Origin of the sequence: Streptomyces griseochromogenes, from assembly GCF_001542625.1 — a bacterium.
Lineage (GTDB): Bacteria > Actinomycetota > Actinomycetes > Streptomycetales > Streptomycetaceae > Streptomyces > Streptomyces griseochromogenes.
This window is the reverse complement of the sequence record NZ_CP016279.1, coordinates 2,899,726-2,921,583: the sequence shown is the minus strand read 5'-3', so window position 1 is coordinate 2,921,583 and position 21,858 is coordinate 2,899,726. Positions and strand designations below refer to the sequence as shown.

Annotated in this window: 15 protein-coding genes; 2 read left to right on the top strand and 13 right to left on the bottom strand. The window is 72.8% G+C overall.

Annotated features, from left to right (window positions below; translation table 11 throughout):
- From AVL59_RS12435 to AVL59_RS12385, 11 genes are all read right to left on the bottom strand, one after another.
- The gene (locus AVL59_RS12435) at positions 1-3,759 is read right to left on the bottom strand and encodes a tubulin-like doman-containing protein (protein ID WP_067302835.1); all 3,759 of its coding nucleotides are present in this window, start codon (positions 3,757-3,759) and stop codon (positions 1-3) included.
- A 120-nt stretch (positions 3,760-3,879) separates the two neighbouring features.
- Positions 3,880-6,141, bottom strand: coding sequence for a vWA domain-containing protein (locus tag AVL59_RS12430; protein ID WP_208870357.1), 2,262 nt, complete (start codon positions 6,139-6,141; stop codon positions 3,880-3,882).
- 103 nt (positions 6,142-6,244) lie between these two features.
- Positions 6,245-6,796: a Pycsar system effector family protein gene (locus AVL59_RS12425; RefSeq protein ID WP_067302832.1), complete on the bottom strand. Its 552-nt coding sequence runs from the start codon at positions 6,794-6,796 to the stop codon at positions 6,245-6,247.
- Positions 6,793-8,268 (bottom strand): chromosomal replication initiator protein DnaA, encoded by a 1,476-nt coding sequence (locus AVL59_RS12420; RefSeq protein WP_067302829.1) that lies wholly within the window; start codon positions 8,266-8,268, stop codon positions 6,793-6,795. Before AVL59_RS12420 ends, AVL59_RS12425 begins: the two co-directional genes overlap by 4 nt.
- Positions 8,261-10,846, bottom strand: a complete 2,586-nt coding sequence (locus tag AVL59_RS12415; protein WP_067302826.1) for a hypothetical protein — start codon at positions 10,844-10,846, stop codon at positions 8,261-8,263. Before AVL59_RS12415 ends, AVL59_RS12420 begins: the two co-directional genes overlap by 8 nt.
- A 5-nt stretch (positions 10,847-10,851) precedes the next feature.
- Positions 10,852-11,697 (bottom strand): nucleotidyl cyclase domain-containing protein, encoded by an 846-nt coding sequence (locus tag AVL59_RS12410; protein WP_067302824.1) that lies wholly within the window; start codon positions 11,695-11,697, stop codon positions 10,852-10,854.
- Between the two features lie 109 nt (positions 11,698-11,806).
- Positions 11,807-12,547 (bottom strand): Crp/Fnr family transcriptional regulator, encoded by a 741-nt coding sequence (locus AVL59_RS12405; RefSeq protein WP_067302821.1) that lies wholly within the window; start codon positions 12,545-12,547, stop codon positions 11,807-11,809.
- A gap of 341 nt (positions 12,548-12,888) precedes the next feature.
- Positions 12,889-14,388, bottom strand: coding sequence for a cellulose-binding domain-containing protein (locus tag AVL59_RS12400; RefSeq protein WP_067302818.1), 1,500 nt, complete (start codon positions 14,386-14,388; stop codon positions 12,889-12,891).
- 234 nt (positions 14,389-14,622) lie between these two features.
- Positions 14,623-15,942 carry a radical SAM protein gene (locus tag AVL59_RS12395; protein ID WP_067302815.1) on the bottom strand — a complete coding sequence of 440 codons (1,320 nt, stop codon included), beginning with the start codon at positions 15,940-15,942 and terminating at the stop codon, positions 14,623-14,625.
- A gap of 58 nt (positions 15,943-16,000) precedes the next feature.
- Positions 16,001-16,675, bottom strand: a complete 675-nt coding sequence (locus AVL59_RS12390; protein ID WP_067302812.1) for a pyridoxamine 5'-phosphate oxidase family protein — start codon at positions 16,673-16,675, stop codon at positions 16,001-16,003.
- Positions 16,676-16,773: 98 nt separating this feature from the next.
- Complete coding sequence (locus AVL59_RS12385; protein ID WP_099053048.1) at positions 16,774-17,733, bottom strand: helix-turn-helix domain-containing protein; 960 nt, start codon at positions 17,731-17,733, stop codon at positions 16,774-16,776.
- 107 nt (positions 17,734-17,840) lie between these two features.
- On the opposite strand from AVL59_RS12385, the gene AVL59_RS12380 reads away from it, so the two are divergent.
- Complete coding sequence (locus AVL59_RS12380) at positions 17,841-18,872, top strand: saccharopine dehydrogenase family protein (RefSeq protein ID WP_067302807.1); 1,032 nt, start codon at positions 17,841-17,843, stop codon at positions 18,870-18,872.
- 17 nt (positions 18,873-18,889) lie between these two features.
- Here the strand turns inward: AVL59_RS12380 and AVL59_RS12375 are convergent, their stop codons facing one another.
- A complete protein-coding gene (locus AVL59_RS12375; RefSeq protein ID WP_067302804.1) occupies positions 18,890-19,294 on the bottom strand; it encodes a substrate-binding domain-containing protein in 405 nt (134 codons plus the stop codon).
- An 85-nt stretch (positions 19,295-19,379) separates the two neighbouring features.
- A complete protein-coding gene (locus AVL59_RS12370) occupies positions 19,380-20,387 on the bottom strand; it encodes a hydroxyacid dehydrogenase (protein ID WP_067302802.1) in 1,008 nt (335 codons plus the stop codon).
- A 105-nt stretch (positions 20,388-20,492) separates the two neighbouring features.
- Between AVL59_RS12370 and AVL59_RS12365 the strand changes: the two genes are divergently transcribed.
- Positions 20,493-21,746 (top strand): FAD-binding protein, encoded by a 1,254-nt coding sequence (locus AVL59_RS12365; protein WP_067302799.1) that lies wholly within the window; start codon positions 20,493-20,495, stop codon positions 21,744-21,746.
- Positions 21,747-21,858 lie beyond the last annotated feature (112 nt).

Below are 21,858 nucleotides of genomic sequence, written 5' to 3'. Positions count from 1 at the left end.
TCACCGTGCGTCACCGTCCCAGGAGGTGCGGCGGGACCGGTCGCGCTCGTCGCCGCCGCCGTAGGCGTCCCGGTCACCGGGCTCGTCCCACGACGGCGCAGGCACGTCCTCGCGACGGGGGCGTCCGTCCCCGTCACTCGCGGAGTCGGGGTCGGCGTCGGCGGCGTAGCGGGAGCGGGACCGTTCGTCGCGGGAGCCGCTCCAGTCGGCCCAGCTGTCCCGGTCCGCCTCGCCCCCGTTGTCGCCCCTGTCCCCCCTGTCACTCCTGTCGCTCCTGTCCCCCCTTTCTTCGTTGTCCTCCTTCCGGAACCGGCTGCCGCGATCGTCCCCGTACGGCCTGTCGTCGCCACGCCGCCACTCGTCGCCGTGCGCCCTCTCCTCGCCGTAGGTCCGCTCCTCGCCGCGCCGCCGCTCGTCGCCGTACGGCCCCTCCTCGCCGTACGGCCGCTCGTTCCCGTGGCCCCCGGTGCCGGTCCTGTCGTTCGGCTCGTCCCGTTCGTCCTCGCGGCGGTAGGTGTCGAAGGAGGAGACGGGTGCCGTGCCCCAGTCGTCGTCATCGGCCACCGCGTGCCGGGGTTCCTGGACGTCGTCGCGGACGCGAGGCCGCGTCGGGGTGCCGCCGCGCACGTGTTCCAGCAGGGTGCGCAGGGTCGGCTGGACGGCGCGCTGATCGCCGAACTCCTTGTCCAGGGCGGCCGGGAGGGTCTCCGCCCAGAACTCCCACAGCGGCCGCACCCAGCCCTCGACCCGCTCGCCGCCCCGCTCCCGGCGGTCCGCGAGCAGGTCCAGCTGGCGCGGGGCGATCTTCTCGACCAGGTCGACGAAGAGCTGATGCGGTTCGCTGCCGGTGCGGGCGAGGCCCAGCGGCTGAGTCCCCATCAGCTCACGGCAGTAGTCCTCAACGGTCCGCTCGTCGTCGAGGACCGTCCAGCGTTCGTAGGACCGCAGCAGCTCCGCCCAGCTCGACACACCGCCGGGGAAGTCGCCGAGGCGCAGCCGGACTCCGGGCACATTGGCGCCCGTCTCCGGGAACAGCCGCAGCCGCACCCGGTCCGGTGAGGCCGGCTCGCCGTCCACCACGTCCACCTGGCCGTTCCACAGACAGCACAGCAGCCGGTGCAGGATGGTGCGCCGGTCCTCCTCGCTGCTGACCATCCAGTTGTCCCGGTAGCCGAGCCGCTGGCGCCACCGCAGCACGTCCTGGGCCTGCTCGGACTCCTTCGCGCGGGCCCACTGGCGCAGCACCTTGCGGGCCTCGGGCACCTGGGTGAGGCTCATCTCGCTGCGGAAGAGGACCACGGTGACCGAGTCGCTCTCCACCCCGCGGTACTCGACCGAGTTCTTCGCGTCCGAGGGCAGCCGCAGCGTCTTGCCGAGGTACTCCTGGACCTCCTCGACGGCCTGCACTCGCGGGTGGGTGATCAGGGCCCGCAGCGGTCCGGTGCCCTCCGGGGTGAACCCGACGGGCAGCAGCCCGGCCAGCTTGCGTCCGAACAGATCGAGCGCTTCCTTGCTGACCTGGTCGCCGGCGTCCTGGCTGCCCGCGGCGGCGGCCAGCAGGGTGCCCATGGCCGGCAGCAGCGGCCGTTCCTCCAGATGGGTGCCGCTCTCGGCGAACAGCCGGGTGATGCGGGCCTCCAGCTGCCCCTTGACCTGTGCGACGGCCCCCTCCGGGTCGCGGCGGCTGCGCGCGTGGACCTGGCGCCAGGTGTCCCCGTCGACCAGCTTGAGCAGCAGCGCGGCCTCATAGTCGGTCTCGCGCAGCCCCTCGCGGCGGATCAGCCGGGCGACCACGTCCTCGTAGAAGTGGTTGAGGGTGCGCTGCGGCGGCAGCAGATACGAGATACCGGTGCGGTCCTCGTACAGTTCGTGGCCCTTCTGCTGGGAGGTCTTGCGTTCCCGTTCGCCGTGACTGCGAAAGGCCCGCACCAGCCGGTCGAGGTCGGTCCCGGCCGCGTCCGCCTGGGGCTGCCAGTGCTGTTGCTGCTCCCGCCAGGCCTCGTGCCACACCGTCCGGCAGCGCCACTGGTACCAGGCGTCCTGTTCCTGGATGGCCGCCTGCACGTCGTCGTCACCCCAGCGGGCCGGTGCCAGTCCGGCCAGCTGGCCCTTGATCCGGGGGATCTTGGGCGGCTGCTCGGTGACGCCGGGCGGGCGCTGCGGGGCGCGGGCGCGGCTTTCCAGCATGCCGAGGAAGCCGAGGCGTGCGATGTTCTCGTCGCTCTCCGGTATGCCCCTGACGACGCGTTCGACGAGGAAGGGGTCGGCGCTCTGCAGCAGCTTGTCGATGGCGGGGCGCGGGGCGAACCGGTCGGCCATCACGGCTGCCTGACGGTCGGCCTCGGCCCGCAGGTCGGCCACCAGCCGCTGCATGTCGGCGATGCGCTCGCCGAGGGCCTGCTCGATGTTCCTGCCGCCGCGCGGCAGCGGATCGGGCTCCGGTACCGCCAACTGCCTTCGTTCCCACAGCTCTTCGAGGTGGGAGTCGGCGAACAGCTGCCGGATCATCGGCACCGCGCCCTCGCGCAGCGCGGTCCGCGGCCGCTCCACGAGATCGGCGACCGCCTCCCTGAGCACCCGCCCGGCCACCAGGTCGGCCAGCTGGTCCATCGGGGCGGTCATGGAGGCCACCAGGCTGGTGGAGACGCCCTGCCGGCCGATTCCGGTGGGCGACAGGGAACCGCGCGCCACGCCCCGGTTGATGAAGCTCGCGGCGAAGGTCTGGTAGTCGTCGTCGGCCGCCATCTTGCGGCCCCGGGAGCGGCCGTCGCCCAGTTCGGTGCCGATCAGCGACATCACCAGGGAGACGATGGAGCGGCGCAGATCGTCCGCGCGGATGCCGGCGGTCGGGCTGAACAGGAACGCCGTGGGCAGGATGCCGGTGCGCAGCCGCACGGGGGTGGAGCCCGGGTAGCGGATGCCGAAGCTGGAGTCGAAGTCGAGGTCGCCGATCTCCGCGCCCTCCCGCGGCGCGTTCTGCCGGTCCACCAGCCGGAACAGGTCGACCAGGGCCCGGGCCGCGTTGAGTTCCGCCTCGCGGCCGCCACCGGTGGCGGTGGAGAACGACGACGGCATGACGACCAGCGGGTAGATCTTCACGCCGTCGAAGCGGCGCAGCTGGAAGGCGTGGTTGATGAGGTGCAGATAGTCCAGGAAGATCCCGGCGCCGGTGCCGCCGGCCACCGAGAAGGCGACGAAGACGTCGCAGCCGCTGACCTTGCCGCCGCCCAGCTCGCTCAGCTCGCCCGCCGACTTGGCGATCGCGTCGATCGCCTGGAGCAGCGGCTCCAGGACCGGGGCGAGGCCGTAGCGCAGCGTGGCGAACAGGGCGGCGCGCCCGACGGTGGGCAGCTGGCCCGCGCCGTTGTGGAGCGGGGTGACCTCCGGTTCGTCGATGATCGGCGGCAGCCAGCCGGCCACCTCCTCGCGCAGGCTCGCCCGGAGCATCTTGGTCACTTCCGGTGAACTGTCGAAGTTCGGCAGCAGGTTGTGCGTGGCCCGGGAAGTACGGGCGTAGGCGGCCCGCAGCGACCGGTCGACGTTGAACTGCGGCAGCCGCTGCAGATCGCTCTCGCTGTAGTCCGCGTACACGAACTGGAGGCAGTCGGGCAGTTGGAAGGGGGCGTGGCCGCTCTGCCGGCTGAGCGCCATGCCGTCGGGGCCGCACAGCTCGGCGCGCAGCCTGCGTTCCAGTTCGGCGCCGACCAGTCCCCCGGTGCCGCCCAGGCCGACGAAGAGCATCGGCTGGAAGATCTTCATGGTTTCCTCCCCGCTCGCGGCCGGGGCGGCCGCGGGTTCGTGCTGGGAACGTCCGTGGTGGTGCGCGGCGCGGTGGCCGCGAAGCGGTGGCGGGCGGGCGGTGGGGTGCCCGCCCGCGCATCACTCGAAGTCGATGTAGGGGCTGGCGTTGCTGCTCTCCCCTGCGCCGGGTCGGGGGCCCACGGTGGGCTGCTTCGGCTTGCCGCCCTTCCTCGTCGGCTTGACGTCCCCGCCGACGGCCAGGTGCAGCGTGTCGGTCAGGGGGACCTGGCCCCGGGCGGGCACCAGGGTGCGGCCGCCGCCCCGCTTGCGCAGGACCGCTCCGCCCTCGGGGCTGCGCTGGACGGCGTACGGGCCGTGCGGGCGCCGCTCGATGCGCGGGCTGCGGTGGGCTTCGGCGACGGCGAACTCGTACCACTGCTTGTGGCCGTGTCCGGCCGGGTGCTCGTTGAGGACGGTGCCGTCGTCCGAGACCAGCCGCAGCACCAGGCCGTGCGGGTCCCGGCGCCGTCGGCGCTGCCGTACCCAGACGGCGCCCGCCACGGCGAGCAGCACGACCAGTGCGGCGGCGCTCACGAACGCCCACCAGTACTTGTCCCAGATCCCCGGCTCGGGCGTCACCCGCACGGAGAGCTGGGGCTGTGCGAGGGTCCGGTCGTGGTCGGTGGTGTCGGCGACCTTGACGCTGCCGGCGAGCCTGAGCCCGTCGTGGCCGAGGCGGTCGCCGAAGACGTTCGCGGGGGCGACCTCGGCCGTCACCTTCCGGGTGCCGGACTCGTGAGCCTTGACGGTGATCTCGGCGGGGTTCACCGAGAGCAGCCCGGGCTGCAGATCGGCCACGGAGAGCCGCAGGGTGTGCGCGGTGTCGCTGCTGTTGTGGAGCTCCAGGGTGCCGGTGATCGTGGCGCCGGGGTGGACACTTGCCTCGGGCAGGCTGAGGAAGGCGGTGACGGGCAGCTGGCCGGGCGCCCTCCAGCCGTCCTCGCTGCGGGTGTCGGCACGCAGCCCCGAGGCGGTCAGCGTGGCGCTCACCTTCAGTGCCCCGGTGGCGGACTTCGGGATCCGCACGGCGCCGGTGAAGGAACCGTCGCTGGCCGTGGAGTCGGGCGCCTTGCCGTCGTCGGTGAGGTCCAGCGCCACGGGGCTGAAACCGTCACCGGTCAGTTGGCTGCGGACGCGCAGCCCCGCGTAGTCGCGCGGGTCCTTGATCTGGTAGCCCTCGCGCGTCTGCAGCCGCATGGTCACCGTGACCTTGTCCCCGGCCCCCGGCGAGGGCGGGTCCATGGTGATGGCGCCGCGCAGTTCGCCCTGCCACAGCACGCTGACGGAGACCGGCAGGGAGCGGTGTCCTTCCGGGGCCTCGGCCTTGACCTTCCAGGTGCCGGGCAGCGGATCGACGATCTTCAGGGCTTCCACCGGCCCGGTGCCGCCCGCCAGCTCGAACTGGGACTTCTTGAACGACCCGTGGGTGGGGACCTCGTCGCCGCTCGGGTCGTAGTAGGTGATCTTCACCTGGGGGTCGCCCTTGTCGACGACGATGCTGCCCACGGTGGCGAGGGGCGAGATGCCGATCTCCAGGGTGGCGGGGGGCCGCTTGCTGGTTCCCTCCCCATGGCGCATGCAGTGGGCGGCGGCGAAGATGTCCTCCAGCGTGGAGCCGATGTCCGACGCCTTGACCTTGTGGGGTTGCGGGCTGGCGGAGGGCAGATCGACGCAGCCCTTCTGGTATCCGCCGGCGGCCATTCGCTTGAGTTCGTCGAGTCGCGGTTGGTCTCCGAAGCCGAGCGGCCAGATCTGCACGTTCTGCGCGGCGGCCTCCTTGAGGGCGAGACCCAGCTGTCGCTTGCCCTCGTCCTCGCGGTGCTCGGGCGAACCGTACTTGGGGCTGTCGCTGACGTCCATGTACCCGTCGGTGAGCAGGAACAGCACTCGGGGCTGCGATGGGTCGGTGCCGTCGGTGAGGTCGTGCACGCCCTGGCGTATCGCGCTCGGGAAGTCGGTGCCGGTGCCCTCGCTCTTCGTGCGGCGGTGCAGTTTGCCGACGCAGGCGCCGATCGTCTCGCGGCCCGTCGCGTCCAGCCCGGTGCGCGGGCACACCGGGTCCACCGCGCGCTGCCCGTCGGCCTCGGCCGCGGCGAAGCCGAAGACGGTGACATGGGAGTCCGAGGACACGTCACCGAGTGCGATCCGTGCGGCGGCGGCCTTCTCGGCCTTCATGTCCTCGGCCGCGAGGCTCGTGGACTCGTCCACGGCCACCGCGTAGTTGACCGCCGGGAACGCCGGCGTGGAGTCCGCCGCCGGCACCGGATCCTGTCCGGCCGGTGCCAGCAGGGACACGAACAACGCGGCGCAGGCCAGTACCGGGACCGCGGCGCGACGCACCCGGCCCCTTTCTGTGTGCCGTCTTCCCGTGACTCTTCCCACGGCCGTCCCCTGATTCTTCGTTCGTTGATGCATGGAGTGCTTGGTGCGGGCCGGCCACGCGTCAGCGCGGGGTCAGCCCCCAGGCCAGTGCCAGGGCGGCCGACAGGGCGAGCGAGCCCATGCCCCAGCGGATGGCCCGGTATTTGGCGGACAGGATCGAGCTGACGTCCACGGCCTGGACGAGCAGCCATTCGGCGGGGTCGCATCCGGCCTCGGCGACCTGGATGGACAGCCCCTGCGGGTCGCGGGAGGCCGCCAGGTCGCCGAAGTAGGTCACCCCCTCGCGGCCCCGGATCGTGCGGGTGCGCGGCATCAGCGCGCCGATCAGCGCGATCACCGCGCCGGACCAGAGCACGGCCGCGAGGCCGAGCGCCACGTCGGCGGGACTGTGCCAGCCCGGTGGGCCGTGCCGGCCGAGCAGGAACGCGGGCAGGGCGAGCGTCCCGGACAGCAGGACGGCGGCCTTCGAGTCGGCCCGGCCGAGGTCTTCCCTGGCCGTGCTCAGCAGCCGTTCGGCGATGCGCTCCCCCGCCCGGTCGTGGCAGTGCCGACCCCCGTCCGGCACAGGCCCGACCGAGGCGGGGGAGGTCTGGGCCTCACCCTCGGCGGTCATCGTTCCTCTTCCGCCCAGTCCCAGCCGTCGTCCCGCGGGCGTCTGCGGCCGCGCGGGGGCTCCCGGTCGAAGTCCTCGTCCGCCGGGTAGCGTTCGGGCCGGTAGGTGCGCCCGCGCGGCGGATCGCGGTCGGGGTCGTCCGCCGGATAGAGCTCCGGCCGGTGGGTGCGCCCGCGCGGCGGATCCCGGTCGAAGTCGTCGTCCGCATAACCGTCCGACCGGTCCGACCGGTACGCCCGGCCACGCGGCGGCTCCCGGTCCACGTCGTCGACCGGATAGGACTCCGACCGGTACGGCCTGCCGCGCGGCGGTCCCCAGTCGAAGTCGTCCTCCGCATAACCGTCCGACCGGTCCGGCCGGTACGCCCGGCCACGCGGCGGCTCCCGGTCCACGTCGTCCGCCGGGTAGGCGTCGGAGCGGTGGGGCCGGCGCCGGGCGCGGGAGGGCGGTTCGTCCGCCGCGGTGTCGTCGCCGTGGTGGCGCTCCCTGCGCCGGGGCTCCTGCCGGGAGGGCTCCGCCCGGTACGGCTGCCGCCGGGGCGGTTCGTCCGACACCCAGTCCGGGGTGAACGGGCCGTCCGCGGACGCCCCCAGCTGCCGGGGCTCGCGGCGGGCGGGCACCGACCCGATGGGGCCGCTCAGGCCGCGGTTGTCCTTGTTGAGGAGGTTCAGGACCTGGGTCTCCACGTCGATGGAGTTGAGTTCGCCCCGCAGCGCCATGCTGTAGAGCCGGTCGACACGGTCCCGCTCGTCCTGCCGGCCCTCCTGGCGGATCTTCTCCAGGAAGTCCTTCGCCCCCTCGGGGTCGGCGGCCAGCATGAAGCTGAGCTGCTCCAGTTCCCCGCCCTGCAGCATGCGCCGGAACGCGTCCTGACGCACCTTGGTGACCTCGGCGTCGGCACGCACCTCGCGCTGCTTCTTCGCGTACTCGATGGCCTCGTCGTCCACCCCGAGGCGGACGTACAGCCGCACCCGCAGGCCGAGGTCGGAGCCCAGATCGCTCCAGCGTCCGCCCACGCACTCGCGGGTGATGACGCGGTTGGCCTGTTCGGCGTCGGTCACCCGGTAGGTCAGGGTGACCTCCCGCAGCCGCTCCAGCACCGGCGAGGTGAGCCGCGCCGCGACGTCGGTCACGACCTGGACGGCGGCCAGGTAGGGATCGGTGACCTCCCACTCGATGTCCACCTCGGCCTTGAAGAAACTGGTGCCTCCGGCGGCCGGCAGATCCAGTTCGAGGGTCGACACATAGGTTCCCTGCGCGATCTCGCAGACGGAGTGCGGCTGGGCCAGCGCCCGCTTGTCGACGTGCCGCACCCCGGAGACGGTGATCACGCTGTAGCCGCCCTTGCGGTAGAAGACCACCGAGGCCTTCTGGGCGCTCACCGGCGGGATCCCGATCGGCTTGTACTCCTTCAGGAACGGCCCGGGGGGCGCCACGCCTCCGGCCGCCGCCTCGTCCTCGTCCTCAGCCATGCCTCTCCTCCTCGCGGGTCGTCTCCCGGCGCGTGATCTCCTGGCGCGGCCGCGCCTGCCGCGGCCGCTCGGGCGGCCTCACGGCGAGCCGCCACAAGTCGCGGGCCTGCGGCTCGGGGACGGGGTTCTCGGGGTCGTTCATCATGTGGCGCAGCAGCCAGTCCAGCCGCCGCCGGTCGTACTCGTCGGTCGCCAGCGCGGGCAGCAGCGCCGCGAGCCCTGGCCGGGTCCACTCGGTGCCGTCCTTGCGCACGGCCGAGCGCAGCAGACGCTCCAGCGCGTCCATCGCCACGTCCCTGGCCCGCGCGGTGTTCAGCGCGGTCCACATCAAGTCGGCCATGGGACCGACCAGTTCGGGCCGGGTGGCGGCGAGGGCGAGCGGCATCGGCCAGTCGCCGCGGTCGGCCAGCGGGGAGTCCGGGTCGTCCGAGAGCACCTCGTCCACCGTGGTCAGCGCGAGCCGGACGGTGGTCACCAGGCCCAGGTCCTGGTACCGCTCGCGCTTGTGGTGGGTCCACTCGGCCATCCGCTCCAGCACCTGTGCCGCGTCCGGCAGGGCGAGCAGCCGTACGACGTTGAAGGAGGCGGCCGCGAGCTGCTCCCCGTCGTCGCGGACCCCGATCCGGGCCAGGGCGTCCAGGGTGTCGTCCGTACTGGCCGCGGCGTTGCCGTAGCCGAGCGCCATCGCCGCGGTCCAGCGCAGGAGTTTCGTGCCGTTGCGGCTCCAGTCGGCGACCAGCTTGTGCACGGTCTTGCGGTGCGAGTCGTGACCGGCGGCCTGGTCCAGGGTGGTGGCCGCGAAGATCCTGCGGCGGGGCGTGGCCGCCTCGGCGAGCGGCCGGACCAGCTCCGTGTAGCCGTGGTCGAAGTCCCGTACGCACAGCTCCCCCCCGGCCACCGCGGCGCGCATCCACACCTGCGAGCGCGGGTCGTCCGCCAGCAGCCGCAGCCAGCGCACCACCGGCGCGCGGACCGGGAAGTGCCGGTCCCACAGCTCGGTCAGCACCGCGGACGGCAGAGCGGAACCCCGGTACCAGATCAGCCGCGCCGGCACCTCGACGCCGTCCACCTCGACCTTGCCGTCCTTCGGTTCGGCGCGCGAGAGGGCCAGATCGGCTTCCGGGTCGTCGCAGAACAGCGGGCGGGCCGGGGTGTTGTCCGGGTCGCACTGCACGGACAGTTCCCAGGTCAGCAGGTGCGCGGCGGCGGCCACCGCGCTGTGCGTGGCCCCGCCGAGGACGGCGAGGGCGATCCGGAACGCCACCGGGTGGAACAGGGTCGCCGTGCCCGGCCGCTCCGCCTTCCGGTCCGCCTCGGCCGACTGCGCCGGCCGCGCCGTCAGCGCCCGGTCGACTCCGGCGAACCACTCCTGGGCCTGGCTCGCGGCGAGGCTGCGGCACCCGGAGAGCAGTTCCTCGTAGGGGAAGTCCCCCATCACATGTCCGGCCAGCAGCGAGGCGAGCAGTTCGGCCTCGGCCGGGCGCAGTTCGTTGAGGCCGACGGCCTCCTTGACCTCTTCCCGTTCGGCCAGTTCCCGGGCGCGGGCGAGCAGGTCGTCCGCCCGGGCTCCGCCGTCCGGCTCCGTGGCGGCATGCCGCTCCAGGCGCTCGCGCAGCCGGGTGTGCAGCAGTTCCTGGTGGGGCACGGGCGGGCAGAGCATGCCGTACCGGCCGGCCAGCAGCGGGTTCGCCGCCGAGCCGACGGTGACGACGATCACCGCGAAGGCCTCGTGCCGGGCCAGGGCCGCGGCGAGCTCGTCGAGGTCCATCTCGTCCGGGAGCAGCGCACCGGGCCGGGTGAGGGACAGCTCCAGCACGTACCCGGAGCCCCCGCTCGACTCCAGCTCGGCGGCCAACTGCCGTACCCCGCCGCCCGGGTCGACCCGCAGCACCCGGTCGGTGTCGGTGTCCTCGGCCGGGCGCCCGGTGACCTCGTCGAGGAGCGAGAGGGCCGTACTCGTACGTCCGGTACCGGGCGCGGCGCCGAGCACCAGCAGCCGCCGGGCGCGAAGGGCGTTGCGCAGCCGCACGTACCCTTCCGGCTCCACATGGACGCGGCGGAGCCTGCGCAGTTCCTCCTCGGGTACGGGCCCGCTGCGCATGCCGGCGCCCGGTTGGCGGCCGTCCAGCCGCAGGTTGATGTCGCCGATGTGGGCGCTGTTGATGTAGGAGCGGTCGAAGCGGTTCAGGTCCCGGCCGACGTCGAACAGCAGCCGGGTGGCCCGGCGTGTGCGCGCGGCGGCGGCGAGATCGGTGGGCCCGTCCTCGCCCTGGTCGTCGGCGAGGGGGTCGCGGGTGTACGCCTTGAACCGCCCGGCGGCGCGCTCGCGTTCCCTCTCCCGCTCCTTCTCCTTCTCCGCCTCCTCGTCCTCGGCGGACTTCTTGTCGTCGTCCTTGTCCTCGTCGTCCCGGGAGTGGTCGTCCTTGGACTTCTTGTCGTCCCGGTCCTGCTTCCTGCCGTCCCGGTCCTGCCTCTTGTCGTCCCGGTCCTGCTTCTTGTCGTCGTCGGACGACCGTCCCCCGTCGGGCTTCTCGGGGACGTCGTCGGCCGCGCCGCCCGCCTGCTCGTCGTCGCTCACTCGGCTCAGCCCTTCCCCTGCCCGGAGTCGTGGTTGACGGTCCGGCCGATCTGCACGTTCCCCTCGTACTTGTTGTGGTGGTTATGGGACACGTCACCGATGACGTTGTAATGAACTCCGTCGGGACCGGTCCGGTGGCCGGACATGGTGTCGTTGACGTCCTGGTACTCGTCGTTGTCGTCGAACTCGTCGTCGTCGGCGCCGGTCAGGGAGCCGGAGGCGGGTGCGGGTGCCGACGGCGGTACGGCGTCGGGAATCTCCGGAGCGGGCCGCCCGGGAAGGTGGAACCAGGCGGTGACCTCGCCCTCCTTGAGCTCCAGCCGGGCCGGGGCGTAGTGCGCGGGCTCGATGAACTTGCCGCCGCCGCTGACCACGTCCTCGTACAGGGACTGGGAGGTCACCAGGACGAGGTCGGCCTCCTCGGCGTCGAGGAGCAGCCGGGCGACGGAGGAGTCGGCCAGCCGGCAGGCGAGGTCGACCGCGCGGCCGCTGATGCCGCGGTCGTCGTGCCGGACCGGGCCGACGTGCATGCCGATCCGCAGCCCCAGGGGCACGCGCAGACCGCGGTTCTCGTCCCGCAGCTTCTCGCGCACCTCGACCAGCCACAGGCCGAGCAGCCGGCTCACCGCGATCCGGCCCGCGACCGCGATCAGCACGCCGTCCCCGCGGTCCTCCATGTGGAAGGCGTCGAGCCCCACTCCGGCGTGGGCGAACGCCGTCTCCAGCACTCGGTAGATCTGATCGCGCATACGCGGCTTGTCGATGTCCTCGTACTGTCCCGACCGTCTGGCATCGACGCTGATCACCAACTCGTAGTGCGCTTCCCCGAGTTCCGGTACCTCGTGGTTCACCCGTGCCCCCTGCGGTGCTTTTCGCTTGCCGAAGAAATGGTTCGTCCCATCAGCGTCGGGCCCGGGACGCAGGCCGTCTGTAGCCGTTTACACATGGCGAGGCGGGGGTTTACTCCTGATGTCCCTCCGCCAGGAGGGCGAGCAGCGCCGGATCGAGGATCTCCACCAGCCGGTTTCCGGTGCGCACAATGTTCTGGTCGCGCAGCAGACGCAGGGCCTTGGCGACGGCTTCCCGGGTGGCTCCGATCGTCGCGGCGAGTTCGTCCTGGGCGAGTTGGACGACGGGGCCGACGGGGCTGACGCGCCCGGCGGGCGTGAGACCGTTCGAAGAGGCCGCCGCGGACGGGGTGTAGGGGCCGGCGGATTCGGCTCCGGAGAGCTCGGTGAGCCGGCTGGCCAGGCGCTGGAGCACGGTGAGTGAGGCGAGCGCGGACCGTTCCTGGTCGGCGCTGCGGAGCCGGAAGGTGAGCTGGCGTATCACCAGACCGCTGACCCGGGGGTGCACGGCGAGAAATCCGCGAAACGCGTCCCCGGAGATGACCTGGGCCTCTATGGGGCCGAGCGCGCGCACGGTGGCACTGCGGGGATGGCGGTCCAACGCGGCCATCTCACCCAGCAGTTCACCGGGGCCGCGCAGCCCGAGTATGAGCCGGGTGGCACCCCGGTCCGTGGCCACGGAAACGGTCACCCACCCCTGAAGTATGATCACTACGTGACTCGACCGGTCCCCTTCGGTCACAAGGTGGGCATCGGCCGGGTAGCGCTTCCGGCTCCCGAGAGCCATCACGCTCTCCCGCTCCTGGGGTGTCAGCGCGTGCGCGAACGCGAGCTCATTGCCGAGCAGCCCCATGCCCACGCCCCCCGCCGCAGTGCTGATGCCTGGTCTTGCGATGGCGTTGATGGTGACAGAGCGCCGTTTTCAGGCGAGTGAATTGCGCCACACCGGGGGTACCGCCCGGTAGTTGCGGAACCGCCAGGTAGGTCGCGTGAGCGTGCCTCGCCCGGGTCACGGGCCCGCTTCCGTCACGTGCGGCGAGCTGGTCCGCCGAGGGTGGAGGATTTGGCGAAAACTCAGGTTTTCTGCCGTCGGGGCGGTGATGCCGAGGTAGTGGCACGGTGAGGGGACGGTGATTAATCGCCACCCCGGCGACCGCGCCTGAGGGCACACGGGACGGAAGAGGCGCTACGGCCTCAACTCGTCGCGCAGGGCTTCCCGTTGAGCGTGAAGTGGTTCGGCGCCCGGTTCCCGCCCTGCCAGGACGCGAGGAAGCCGAAGCTCAGCGTCCCGTGCGCGGCGACGGTCTTGTCGTACGGGGCCGCGGTGGCGGTGACTCGGGAGCCGTTCTGCTCGACGGTCGCGTCCCACATCTGGCCGACCTGCTGGCCGTCACGGAAGGTCCAGCCGACCTGCCAGTCGGTGAGGGCCTCTCCGGTGCTGACGGTGACGGTGGACTGGAAGCCGTCGGCCCACTGGTTGACCAGGTCGTAGGCGACGCGGCAGGCGGGGTCGGGGGCGGGGGCCGTCGTCCGGCTCGGGCCGGTGCCGGTGGTGCCGGAGGAGGTGCCCTGGGGTTCGGGGTCGGGGTTCCCGTGTGCGGGCCTGGTCCGGGTGGCGGTCGCGGAAGGGGTGGCGGAGGGCGTGCGGGAAGGCGTCGGTCCCGCGGTGGTGCGGGAGGTGCCGGGCGCGGCGACGGGCCGGCTTTCGTCGCGGACGGCCGCGGTGTCGTCGCCGGGCCCGTCGGGCCCTCGGGAGTCGCCGAACGGCATCATCGACACGCCGAGCGCCAGCGCCGACAGCAGGACGGCGGCGGCGAGCAGGCCGCCGCGCAGCACCCGGGTGCGGCCCGCGCCCTCCTCGGGCTCGCCGGTGTCCGCCTCGGCGGCGCGGGGGCGGACACCGGCGAGCCTGACCTCGGCGGCGCGGCGCCGGCGCTCCAGATAGGCGAGGCCGCCCCAGCCGATGACCCCGCCGGCCAGCGCGGCGGGCAGGCTGCCGCCGTGCAGCCGCAGGCAGGCGGCGGCTTCGGCGCACTGGGCGCAGGTGGCGAGGTGCCGGGAGAGGTCGCCCGGCGTGTCGGCGGCGGCCGAGCGGCTGACCGCGTCCAGCAGCCCGGCGTAGCTGCGGCACTGCGCGTCCATCGGGGAGTCGAGGTGCGCGCGGTGACAGCGTTCCCGGAACAGGCCGCGGACCTGGTCGAGTTCCTCGGTGACCGTGGCCGGGTCCAGGGCGAGCCGACGGGCCACCGTCGGCAGGGGCAGCGCCTCCACCTCCGCGAGCCACAGCAGTGAGGCGTCGGCGTCCTGCAGGTCCCGCAGCCCGCGCAGCGCGACCGGACGGCGCAGCGGCGGGCCGCCGTAGCGGGCGGCCTGGCCGGAGTTGAGCCACAGTCTCAGGTCGGGGTCCAGCTTGTGTCCCCGGCCGTCGGCCTCCCAGTTCGCGGCCGTGCTGCGGACGGCGGTCAGCAGCTCCGGGATCACCGGCAGCCGCCCCGCACGCCTGCCGGGGCCGCGCACCGAGGTGGCTCCGGCGGCACGCACCTCGCGCATGCCGAGGGTGAACGCCTCGGTGGCCAGCTGATGAGCGGTCAGCGAGCCGGAGGTGCACAGGTCGGCGTACGAGAGCACCGCGTCCCAGCACTCCGAGAACAGCGCGGCCTCGGTGGCGTCCTGGGGGGTCGGCAGGTCGGGCATGGGACTCCTGCATCCACGAGCGAGGTCAACTCACCACAGAACGAACCGAGTTGGGGGAACCTCGCGGCGGGCAGGAGCCTTTCACGTCACCGACACAACTGACAAGCGGCGTATTCAAATCCGGTGACCGTGAGGTCGCGCGACGTGACCGCGCCCGCTCGGCCCACAACTCCGGCCTCTGATACGGACGCGGGCGCCCTTCGGCTCACCGTCGCGGCGACCGATCGGCGCGGATCACACCTGGGCAGGCTCCTGGGCGGGCAGGCTGTCCATGAAGGAGCTGACGGAGAAGACGGCACGGCCGGGTCCGGGCGGACCGTAGCCGGGCGGGGAGGACAGCCCGAATTCGTCCATCGTGGCCCGGTAGGCCTCCAGGAGCCGGATGTGGTACTCCAGCGGCGCGCCCTGCGGGTTGGCCTTGCCGAGCGGGGTGGTGGGCTCCGGGCACCAGGTGGTGAAGCGGGGCGTGATGCCGTGCGACATGAAGAAGCGCAGGCCCTCGGTGGTGGAGGCGATGGCCTCGTCGACGGTGGTGAAGCCGGACGGCTCGGCCATCTCCACACCCGCCACGAAGTTGGGGATCACATTGCGCGCGCCGAACACCTCGGCGGAGTCGAGGATGCGGCGGTGCCACTCGTCCCGGCCGACGTAGCGCTCCTTGCCGGGGCAGTACAGCTCGAACAGCCGGCGGTCCCACACCTCGAAGTTGGGGTGGTAGATCTGGACGCCGTAGTCCTTGAACCGCTGCACGTCCGCCTTGGGCAGCGCCTGCGCGACGACCTTGCCGATCCAGCGGCCCGGGAAGCGCTCCTCGATGGCCTTGGCGTAGTGGCCGTAGAAGTCGGCCTCGTCGCGGCCCGCCACCTTGGACGTGATCGCGCCGCCGGTGAGGGTGTAGGCGGTGGACGCCTTCTGGGTGTCGTAGCGGTCGATGATCTCCAGCGCTTCCAGGACCTCGTCGACGTCCTTCACCCCGGTGTAGGGGCGCCCCGCGGCCTTGTGCTGGCGCCAGTTGTGGTTGATGTCGCAGTACTGGCACTCCTCCTTGGCGCCGAAGTACTGGCAGACCCGGAAGACGGTCAGGTAGATCAGGTAGCCCCACTGGATGGTCGGGGCGACCTCCATCACGGACTTCCCGTTGGAGAGGGTGTGCCGGTAGTACTCCGGCATCGGCGGCACGCCGACGTCGGCGATCCGCTTCCCGTCCAGGTAGAGCCCGAGCTGCCCCGCGTCATCGGCGGCGACCCGGTACGGCGAGGCCGGGTTCACCCGTACGGAGACCACGGTGCGGCGCAGGTCGTACGGGCCACCGGTGAGGATGATCTCCTCGGGCGGGCGCCTGAGCGCGGCCTCGCCCAGCTCGGGCAGGGTGCCGTGGTCGAAGGAGAAGATGAAGTACGACTTCGGCTTGACGTCCCCGCCCTCGTTGTCACTGAGGGCCGATCGGTCGAAGGCGACACCGCCGCGAAGCAGGTCCTCCTTGAAGACGGCCTCCCGCGGCACATGCGGGAAGCGCTCCATCAGATCCTCGACCAGCGCGGTGCGGCTGCCCATCCCGTATCTCCTCCCGGCTCAGGCGTTCGGCTCCTCACCGTATGCCCCCGCCCGAGCGTCAGCCGTGCCGGGTCCCCTCGCGCCGCGCGATGTGTCCCGGAACGGGGACGTCGGCGGGCAGCAGCGGGTCGGCCACGGGGGCGCCCCAGACCGCGGTCAGCGGCAGGGTCCCGGCCCACAGACCCAGTTCGGCGTCGGGTCCGTCGCCGTCGTCGGGGGCACCGGTGCGGATCTTGACCGAGGCCTCTTCCAGGGAGAGGGCGAGGAGGGTGGTGGCGGCGAGCTCCTTGCGGCTGGGCCGCCGGGCGTACGACCACTGACCGGGCGTCGCGTGCTCGGTGAGCCGGCGCAGCCCCTCCAGCTTCTCGTCGGGGTCGGTGACCTTGCGGGCCTCGCCGTGGATCACGGCGCTGCGGTAGTTGACCCCGTGCTCGAAGACGGAGCGGGCGAGGACCAGGCCGTCCACGTGGGTGACGGTGACGCAGACGGGGGTGCCGCCCGCGAGACTGCGGCTGGCCACGGAACCGTGGAGGTACAGGTGCCGCTCGTCCCGCCCGTACACGGTGGGCACGACCAGCGGCCGCCCCTCGACCACCACCCCCAGGTGACAGACGAACCCGGCGTCCAGGATCGCGTCGAGATCGGCGCGCTCCAGACTGCCCTGCTCGCGCAGGCGGCGGTGCCGGGTGAGGTCGGTCCGGGGGAGCTGGGCGGGGAGGGGCCGTGAGGTCATGAGCGGTAAATCTACTGAAAGCGCATCCAGAAGGCTATCTGTTTGCCGAAACACTCCATCGATCGACCATTTATCAACGAAATCCGCATCCCGGCGGGTCAATCATTCCGGCCGGGGAGGGTGCGCGCGCGGAAGGTGCGGCGGTAGGTGTCCGGCGGGACGCCGACCGTGCGGTTGAAGTGCCGGCGCAGTGTGGTGGCGGTGCCCATGCCGGTGGCCGTCGCGATGGAGTCGACGCTGTCGCCGGTGGTCTCCAGCAGCTCCTGGGCGCGTCGGATCCGCTGGGTCAGCAGCCACTGCAGCGGGGTGGTACCGGTCGCCGACCTGAAGTGGCGGCCCAGGTGGCGCGAGCTCATCCGCGCCTGGCGGGCCAGGTCCTCCACGGTCAGCGGCTGGTCGAGGCGGGCGAGCACCCAGGGCAGCAGCGCGGCGAGCGGGTGATGGCCCGGGGCGGGCACCGGGGTGGTGACGAACTGGGCCTGGCCGCCGTCCCGGTGCGGCGGCACGACCAGGCGGCGGGCGACGGCATTGGCGATCGACGAGCCGCGGTCGCGGCGGACGAGGTGCAGGCACAGGTCCAGGGCGGCGGCCTTGCCGGCGGAGGTGAGCACGCTGCCGTTGTCCACGTAGAGGACGTCCGGGTCCACCTCGATTCGGGGATAGCGGTCGGCCAGGTCCCTGGTGTGCGCCCAGTGCGTGGTGGCGCGCCTGCCGTCCAGCAGGCCGGCGGCGGCCAGCACGAACGCGCCCGTGCACAGGGAGGCCACCCGGGCACCCGCCTCGTGGGCCGCGCGCACCGCGTCGACCAGGTCGGCGGGCGGGTCCGTGTCGACGTCGGCCCAGCCCGGGACGATCACGGTGCCGGCGCGCACGAGCCCGTCGAGACCGTGGTCGGGCTCCAGCCGGAACAGACCGGCCCGCACGGCGGCCGGGCCGCAGACGGCGAGGTCGTACCAGGGCTCCGTCAGGCCGGCCGGAGCGGTGCCGAAGACCTCGTACGCCATGGACAGTTCGAAGTGCAGCATCCCGTCGGTGACGGCGAGCGCGACGGTGTTCACGTCCGGAATTGTACGGGTCATGTCGTTCCGGACACTCGTGCGGGGCATCCGTCGTCGTCAGGATGTCAACGACAGACAGCGGCAAGTCATTTGACGACGGGGGAACCATGGGTTCGAGGCAGACGGTGGCCGTGTTCGGCGCGTACGGGCACACAGGCCGGTTCGTGGTGGCGGAACTGCGGGAGCGCGGGTTCGTCCCGGTGCTCTCCGGACGGGACGCCGACCGGCTGAAGGTGCTGGCGGCGACCGGTCCCGGATCGGACGTCCGTCCGGCGTCGGTCGACGATCCGGCCTCGCTGGACCGGGCGCTGGACGGTAGCGCGGCCGTGATCAACTGTGCCGGGCCCTTCGCCGCGACGGCCGCCCCCGTGATCGAGGCGGCACTGCGCGCGGGGATCCCGTATGTGGATGTGGCGGCCGAGATCGAGGCCAATGTCGACACGTTCACACGCTTCTCGGACCGCGCCCGCGCGGCGGGAGCGGTGATCGTGCCCGCGATGGCCTTCTACGGCGGACTCGGCGATCTGCTGGTCACGGCCGCGATGGGCGACTGGACGGCGGCCGACGAGGCGCACATCGCGTACGCGCTGAGCAGTTGGCACCCCACCGCCGGGTCGCGAGCGACCAGCGCGGTCACCCGCGAGCGACGGGGCGCCCGGCGCATCGTCCATACGAACGGGCGGCTGGAGTACCGCGAGGACGGCCCGCCGGCCCTCGAGTGGCCCTTCCCCGCCCCGCTGGGCCCTCGAGCCGTCATCGGGGAGTTCACGATGGCCGACGTGGTCACCGTGCCCAGCCATCTGCCCATCCCCGACGTGCGCACCTACATGACCGTCGAGGCGGCCAAGGAGGTGACGGCCCCGGACACACCGGCGCCGACCCCCGCCGACGAGTCCGGGCGGTCCGCGCAGACCTTCCTCGTGGACGCCGTCGTGCGCCGCGGCGGCAGGCAACGGCGTGCGGTGGCCGGCGGCCGGGACATCTACGCCGTCACCGCGCCGCTCGCGGTGGAAGCGGTCGACCGCATCCTGACGGGACGGACCGAGACGGTCGGCGTCGCCTCCGCGGGCGAGATCTTCGACGCGCCGGATTTTCTCCGCGCGCTGTCCGCGCACCTTTCCCCGCGACTGCGTCCTTAGCGAGGGCGGCCGGGCGGTCACGCCGTGCGCGGGAGCCCGTTCACTTCGCTCCGCGTGGAGTCCCGCAGCACCACGCGCGTGCCCAGCACCAGGTGCCGGCTGTCGGGAGGTGCGGCGCGGCGGAGGGCGAGACGGACGGCGGCGCGGCCCGGTTCCTCCCGCGGGACGTGGACCGTGGTGAGGGCGGGACGGACGTCACGGGCGACCGGGATGTCGTCGCAGGCCGCCACCGCCGCGTCGTCCGGGATGCGGCGGCCCGCCTCGCGCGGGGCCCGCATCACGCCGGAGGCGATCCTGTCGGTCGCGGCGAGTGGGTGCCGCCCGGCACCCGGGAGACCGCCGTCGCCCGGACTCCGGCGCGCGGCGACGTCCCGCGCGGTCGAGGCGCCCGGTCCCGTACCGGGCCGGGCCCTCTTCGCCACCGCTCGGCCCGCCTCCGTCGTGTGTTCGGGTCGCCCTTCGAGGGCGGCCGCACGGCGGGTACGGCCGTCCGCGCGGGATCCGCCGTCACGCGGCCCGTTCCAGCGCCGCGTGGTCGACGGCGTGCAGCAGCGCGTCGCCCGTCGCCAGCCGGCCCGCCTCCTCCACCACCGTCCGCCCCAGCCGGGCCAGCTCGTTGCCCTGGGAACCGGCGAGATGCGGGGTCACGAAGGCGTTGGGCAGGTCGAACAGGGGTGAGTCGGCGGGCAGCGGCTCGGGGTCGGTGACGTCGAGGACGGCGTTCAGGCGCCCGGTGCGCAGTTCCCCGATCAGCGCGTCGTGGTCGACCAGGGCGCCGCGCGCGGTGTTGATCAGCACGGATCCGGCCGGCATCAGGGCGAGTTCGCGGGCGCCGATCAGGTGCCGGGTCTCGGCGGTGTGCGGGGCGTGCAGGGTGACGATGTCCGAGGTGCGCAGCAGGTCGTCGAGGGGCAGCAGGGGCACACCGAGCCGTGCGGCCTCGGCCTGCTCGACGTACGGGTCGGTGAGGCTCACCCGCAGGTCGTGGGGCCGGAGCAGTTCGATCAGACGGCGGCCGATGCGGGAGGCGCCCACGACGCCGACGCGGCGGCCGTGGTTGCCGATGCCGGGGACGATGCCGCCGTACGGGAAGGTGCGGCGGGTGCGCAGCTGGTCGCGGGAGGCGAAGACGTCCTTTCCGGCGAGCAGGATCACGGCCAAGGTGTATTCGGCGACGGGCAGGGCGTTGGCGGCGGCGGCCGAGGAGACGGCGATGCCGCGCCGCCAGACCTCGGGGGTGGTGAAGCCCTTGACCGAGCCGGCCGCGTGCAGCACCGCGCGCAGTCGCGGGGCCGCGTCCAGCACGTCGGCGTCCAGACGGGGGCAGCCCCAGCCGGTGATCAGGACCTCGGTGCGGGCGAGCGTCCGCCGCACCCGGGGCTCGGTGAAGTCGTGCGCCACCAGAGCGGGATCGATTTCCACGTGCTCGCGCAGCCGGGCGAGCAGCTCCGGCGGGAAGATGTGCGGCACGTTCTGGGCCGTCATGGCGAACAGTGCCTGGAGGCGCTCGGGCAAGGACGTGGCCTTCCGGCTCGGTGACGCGCGGGTGGCAAACGGTTTCTACGGTAGGTCTCGGTGAATGAGAGGGTCAACGGACACGCACTCGGAGGGACGACGGGAATGACGGAGCCGGCGCAGACGGTCGCCAACTGGGCGCGCAACATCACCTACACGGCCAGGGAGTTCCACCGCCCGGACACGCTGGACGCGCTCCGAGCCCTGGTGGCCGGCAGCGCGAAGGTACGGGTACTGGGCAGCGGCCACTCCTTCAACCGGATCGCCGACCCCGGCGCCGACGGAGTGCTCGTGTCGATCGCCGGTCTGCCCCCGGTCATCGACGTGGACGGCGCGGCCCGTACGGTGCGCGTCTCGGGCGGCGTCCGGTACGCGGAGCTCGCCCGCGCGGTCCACGCGCATGGCCTCGCGCTGCCCAACATGGCCTCGCTGCCGCACATTTCGGTGGCCGGCTCGGTGGCGACCGGCACCCATGGCTCGGGCGTCGGCAACGGACCGCTGGCCGCGGCGGTACGGGAGGTGGAGCTGGTCACGGCGGACGGTTCCACGGTGCCGATCGGCCGGGGCGACGCCCGCTTCGACGGTGCGGTGACCTCGCTCGGTGCGCTCGGCGTCGTCACCGCGCTCACCCTGGACCTGGAGCCGTCGTACGAGGTCGAGCAGCACGTGTTCACCGAGCTGCCGCTCGCCGGGCTGGACTACGAGGCGGTGGCGGCGTCGGCGTACAGCGTGAGCCTGTTCACCGACTGGCGGGAGCCGGGCTTCCGGCAGGTGTGGGTCAAGCGCCGCACCGACCAGGCACCGGTGGACTTTCCCTGGGCCCCGCCCGCGACCAAGGCGCTGCACCCCGTGCCGGGGATGCCGACGGTCAACTGTACGGAGCAGTTCGGGGTGCCGGGGCCCTGGCACGAGCGGCTGCCGCACTTCCGGGCGGAGTTCACCCCCAGCAGCGGCGCGGAGCTGCAGTCGGAGTATCTGCTGCCGAGGCCGGCCGCGCTCGACGCGCTGTGCGCGCTCGACCGGATCCGGTCCACGGTCGCCGGCGTCCTGCTGGTCTGCGAGGTGCGCGCGGTCGCCGCCGACCCGCAGTGGCTCGGCCCGGCCCACGGCCGCGACTCGGTGACCCTGCACTTCACCTGGATCGAGGACACGGCGGCCGTGCTGCCGGTGGTGCGCCGGGTGGAGGAGGCACTGGACGCCTTCGATCCGCGCCCGCACTGGGGAAAGGTGTTCGCCGTCCCGCCGGCGGTCCTGCGTGGACGGTATCCCCGTCTGGCCGATTTCCGCGCCCTGGCCGAAACCCTCGACCCCGCAGGCACGTTCGCCAACGCCTTCGTACGGGGCGTGCTCGGAGACTGACGGTCGCCGGGGGGCGGCACTTTCTCCACCCCCTTTCCTAACCCCTTGTCGAAAGCCCTTGTCGGCCCATAACCTGGCGCCGCGCCGGAGCCGATCCCGCCCCGGCCGGCCG

What these genes read in the sequence shown, in the direction of transcription:
- AVL59_RS12435 (WP_067302835.1), bottom strand. Translation starts at nt 3,759, where the DNA reads ATGAAGATCTTCCAGCCGATGCTCTTCGTCGGCCTGGGCGGCACCGGG.
- AVL59_RS12425 (WP_067302832.1), bottom strand. Translation starts at nt 6,796, where the DNA reads ATGACCGCCGAGGGTGAGGCCCAGACCTCCCCCGCCTCGGTCGGGCCT.
- AVL59_RS12420 (WP_067302829.1), bottom strand. Translation starts at nt 8,268, where the DNA reads ATGGCTGAGGACGAGGACGAGGCGGCGGCCGGAGGCGTGGCGCCCCCC.
- AVL59_RS12405 (WP_067302821.1), bottom strand. Translation starts at nt 12,547, where the DNA reads ATGGGGCTGCTCGGCAATGAGCTCGCGTTCGCGCACGCGCTGACACCC.
- AVL59_RS12400 (WP_067302818.1), bottom strand. Translation starts at nt 14,388, where the DNA reads ATGCCCGACCTGCCGACCCCCCAGGACGCCACCGAGGCCGCGCTGTTC.
- AVL59_RS12395 (WP_067302815.1), bottom strand. Translation starts at nt 15,942, where the DNA reads ATGGGCAGCCGCACCGCGCTGGTCGAGGATCTGATGGAGCGCTTCCCG.
- AVL59_RS12390 (WP_067302812.1), bottom strand. Translation starts at nt 16,675, where the DNA reads ATGACCTCACGGCCCCTCCCCGCCCAGCTCCCCCGGACCGACCTCACC.
- AVL59_RS12380 (WP_067302807.1), top strand. Translation starts at nt 17,841, where the DNA reads ATGGGTTCGAGGCAGACGGTGGCCGTGTTCGGCGCGTACGGGCACACA.
- AVL59_RS12365 (WP_067302799.1), top strand. Translation starts at nt 20,493, where the DNA reads ATGACGGAGCCGGCGCAGACGGTCGCCAACTGGGCGCGCAACATCACC.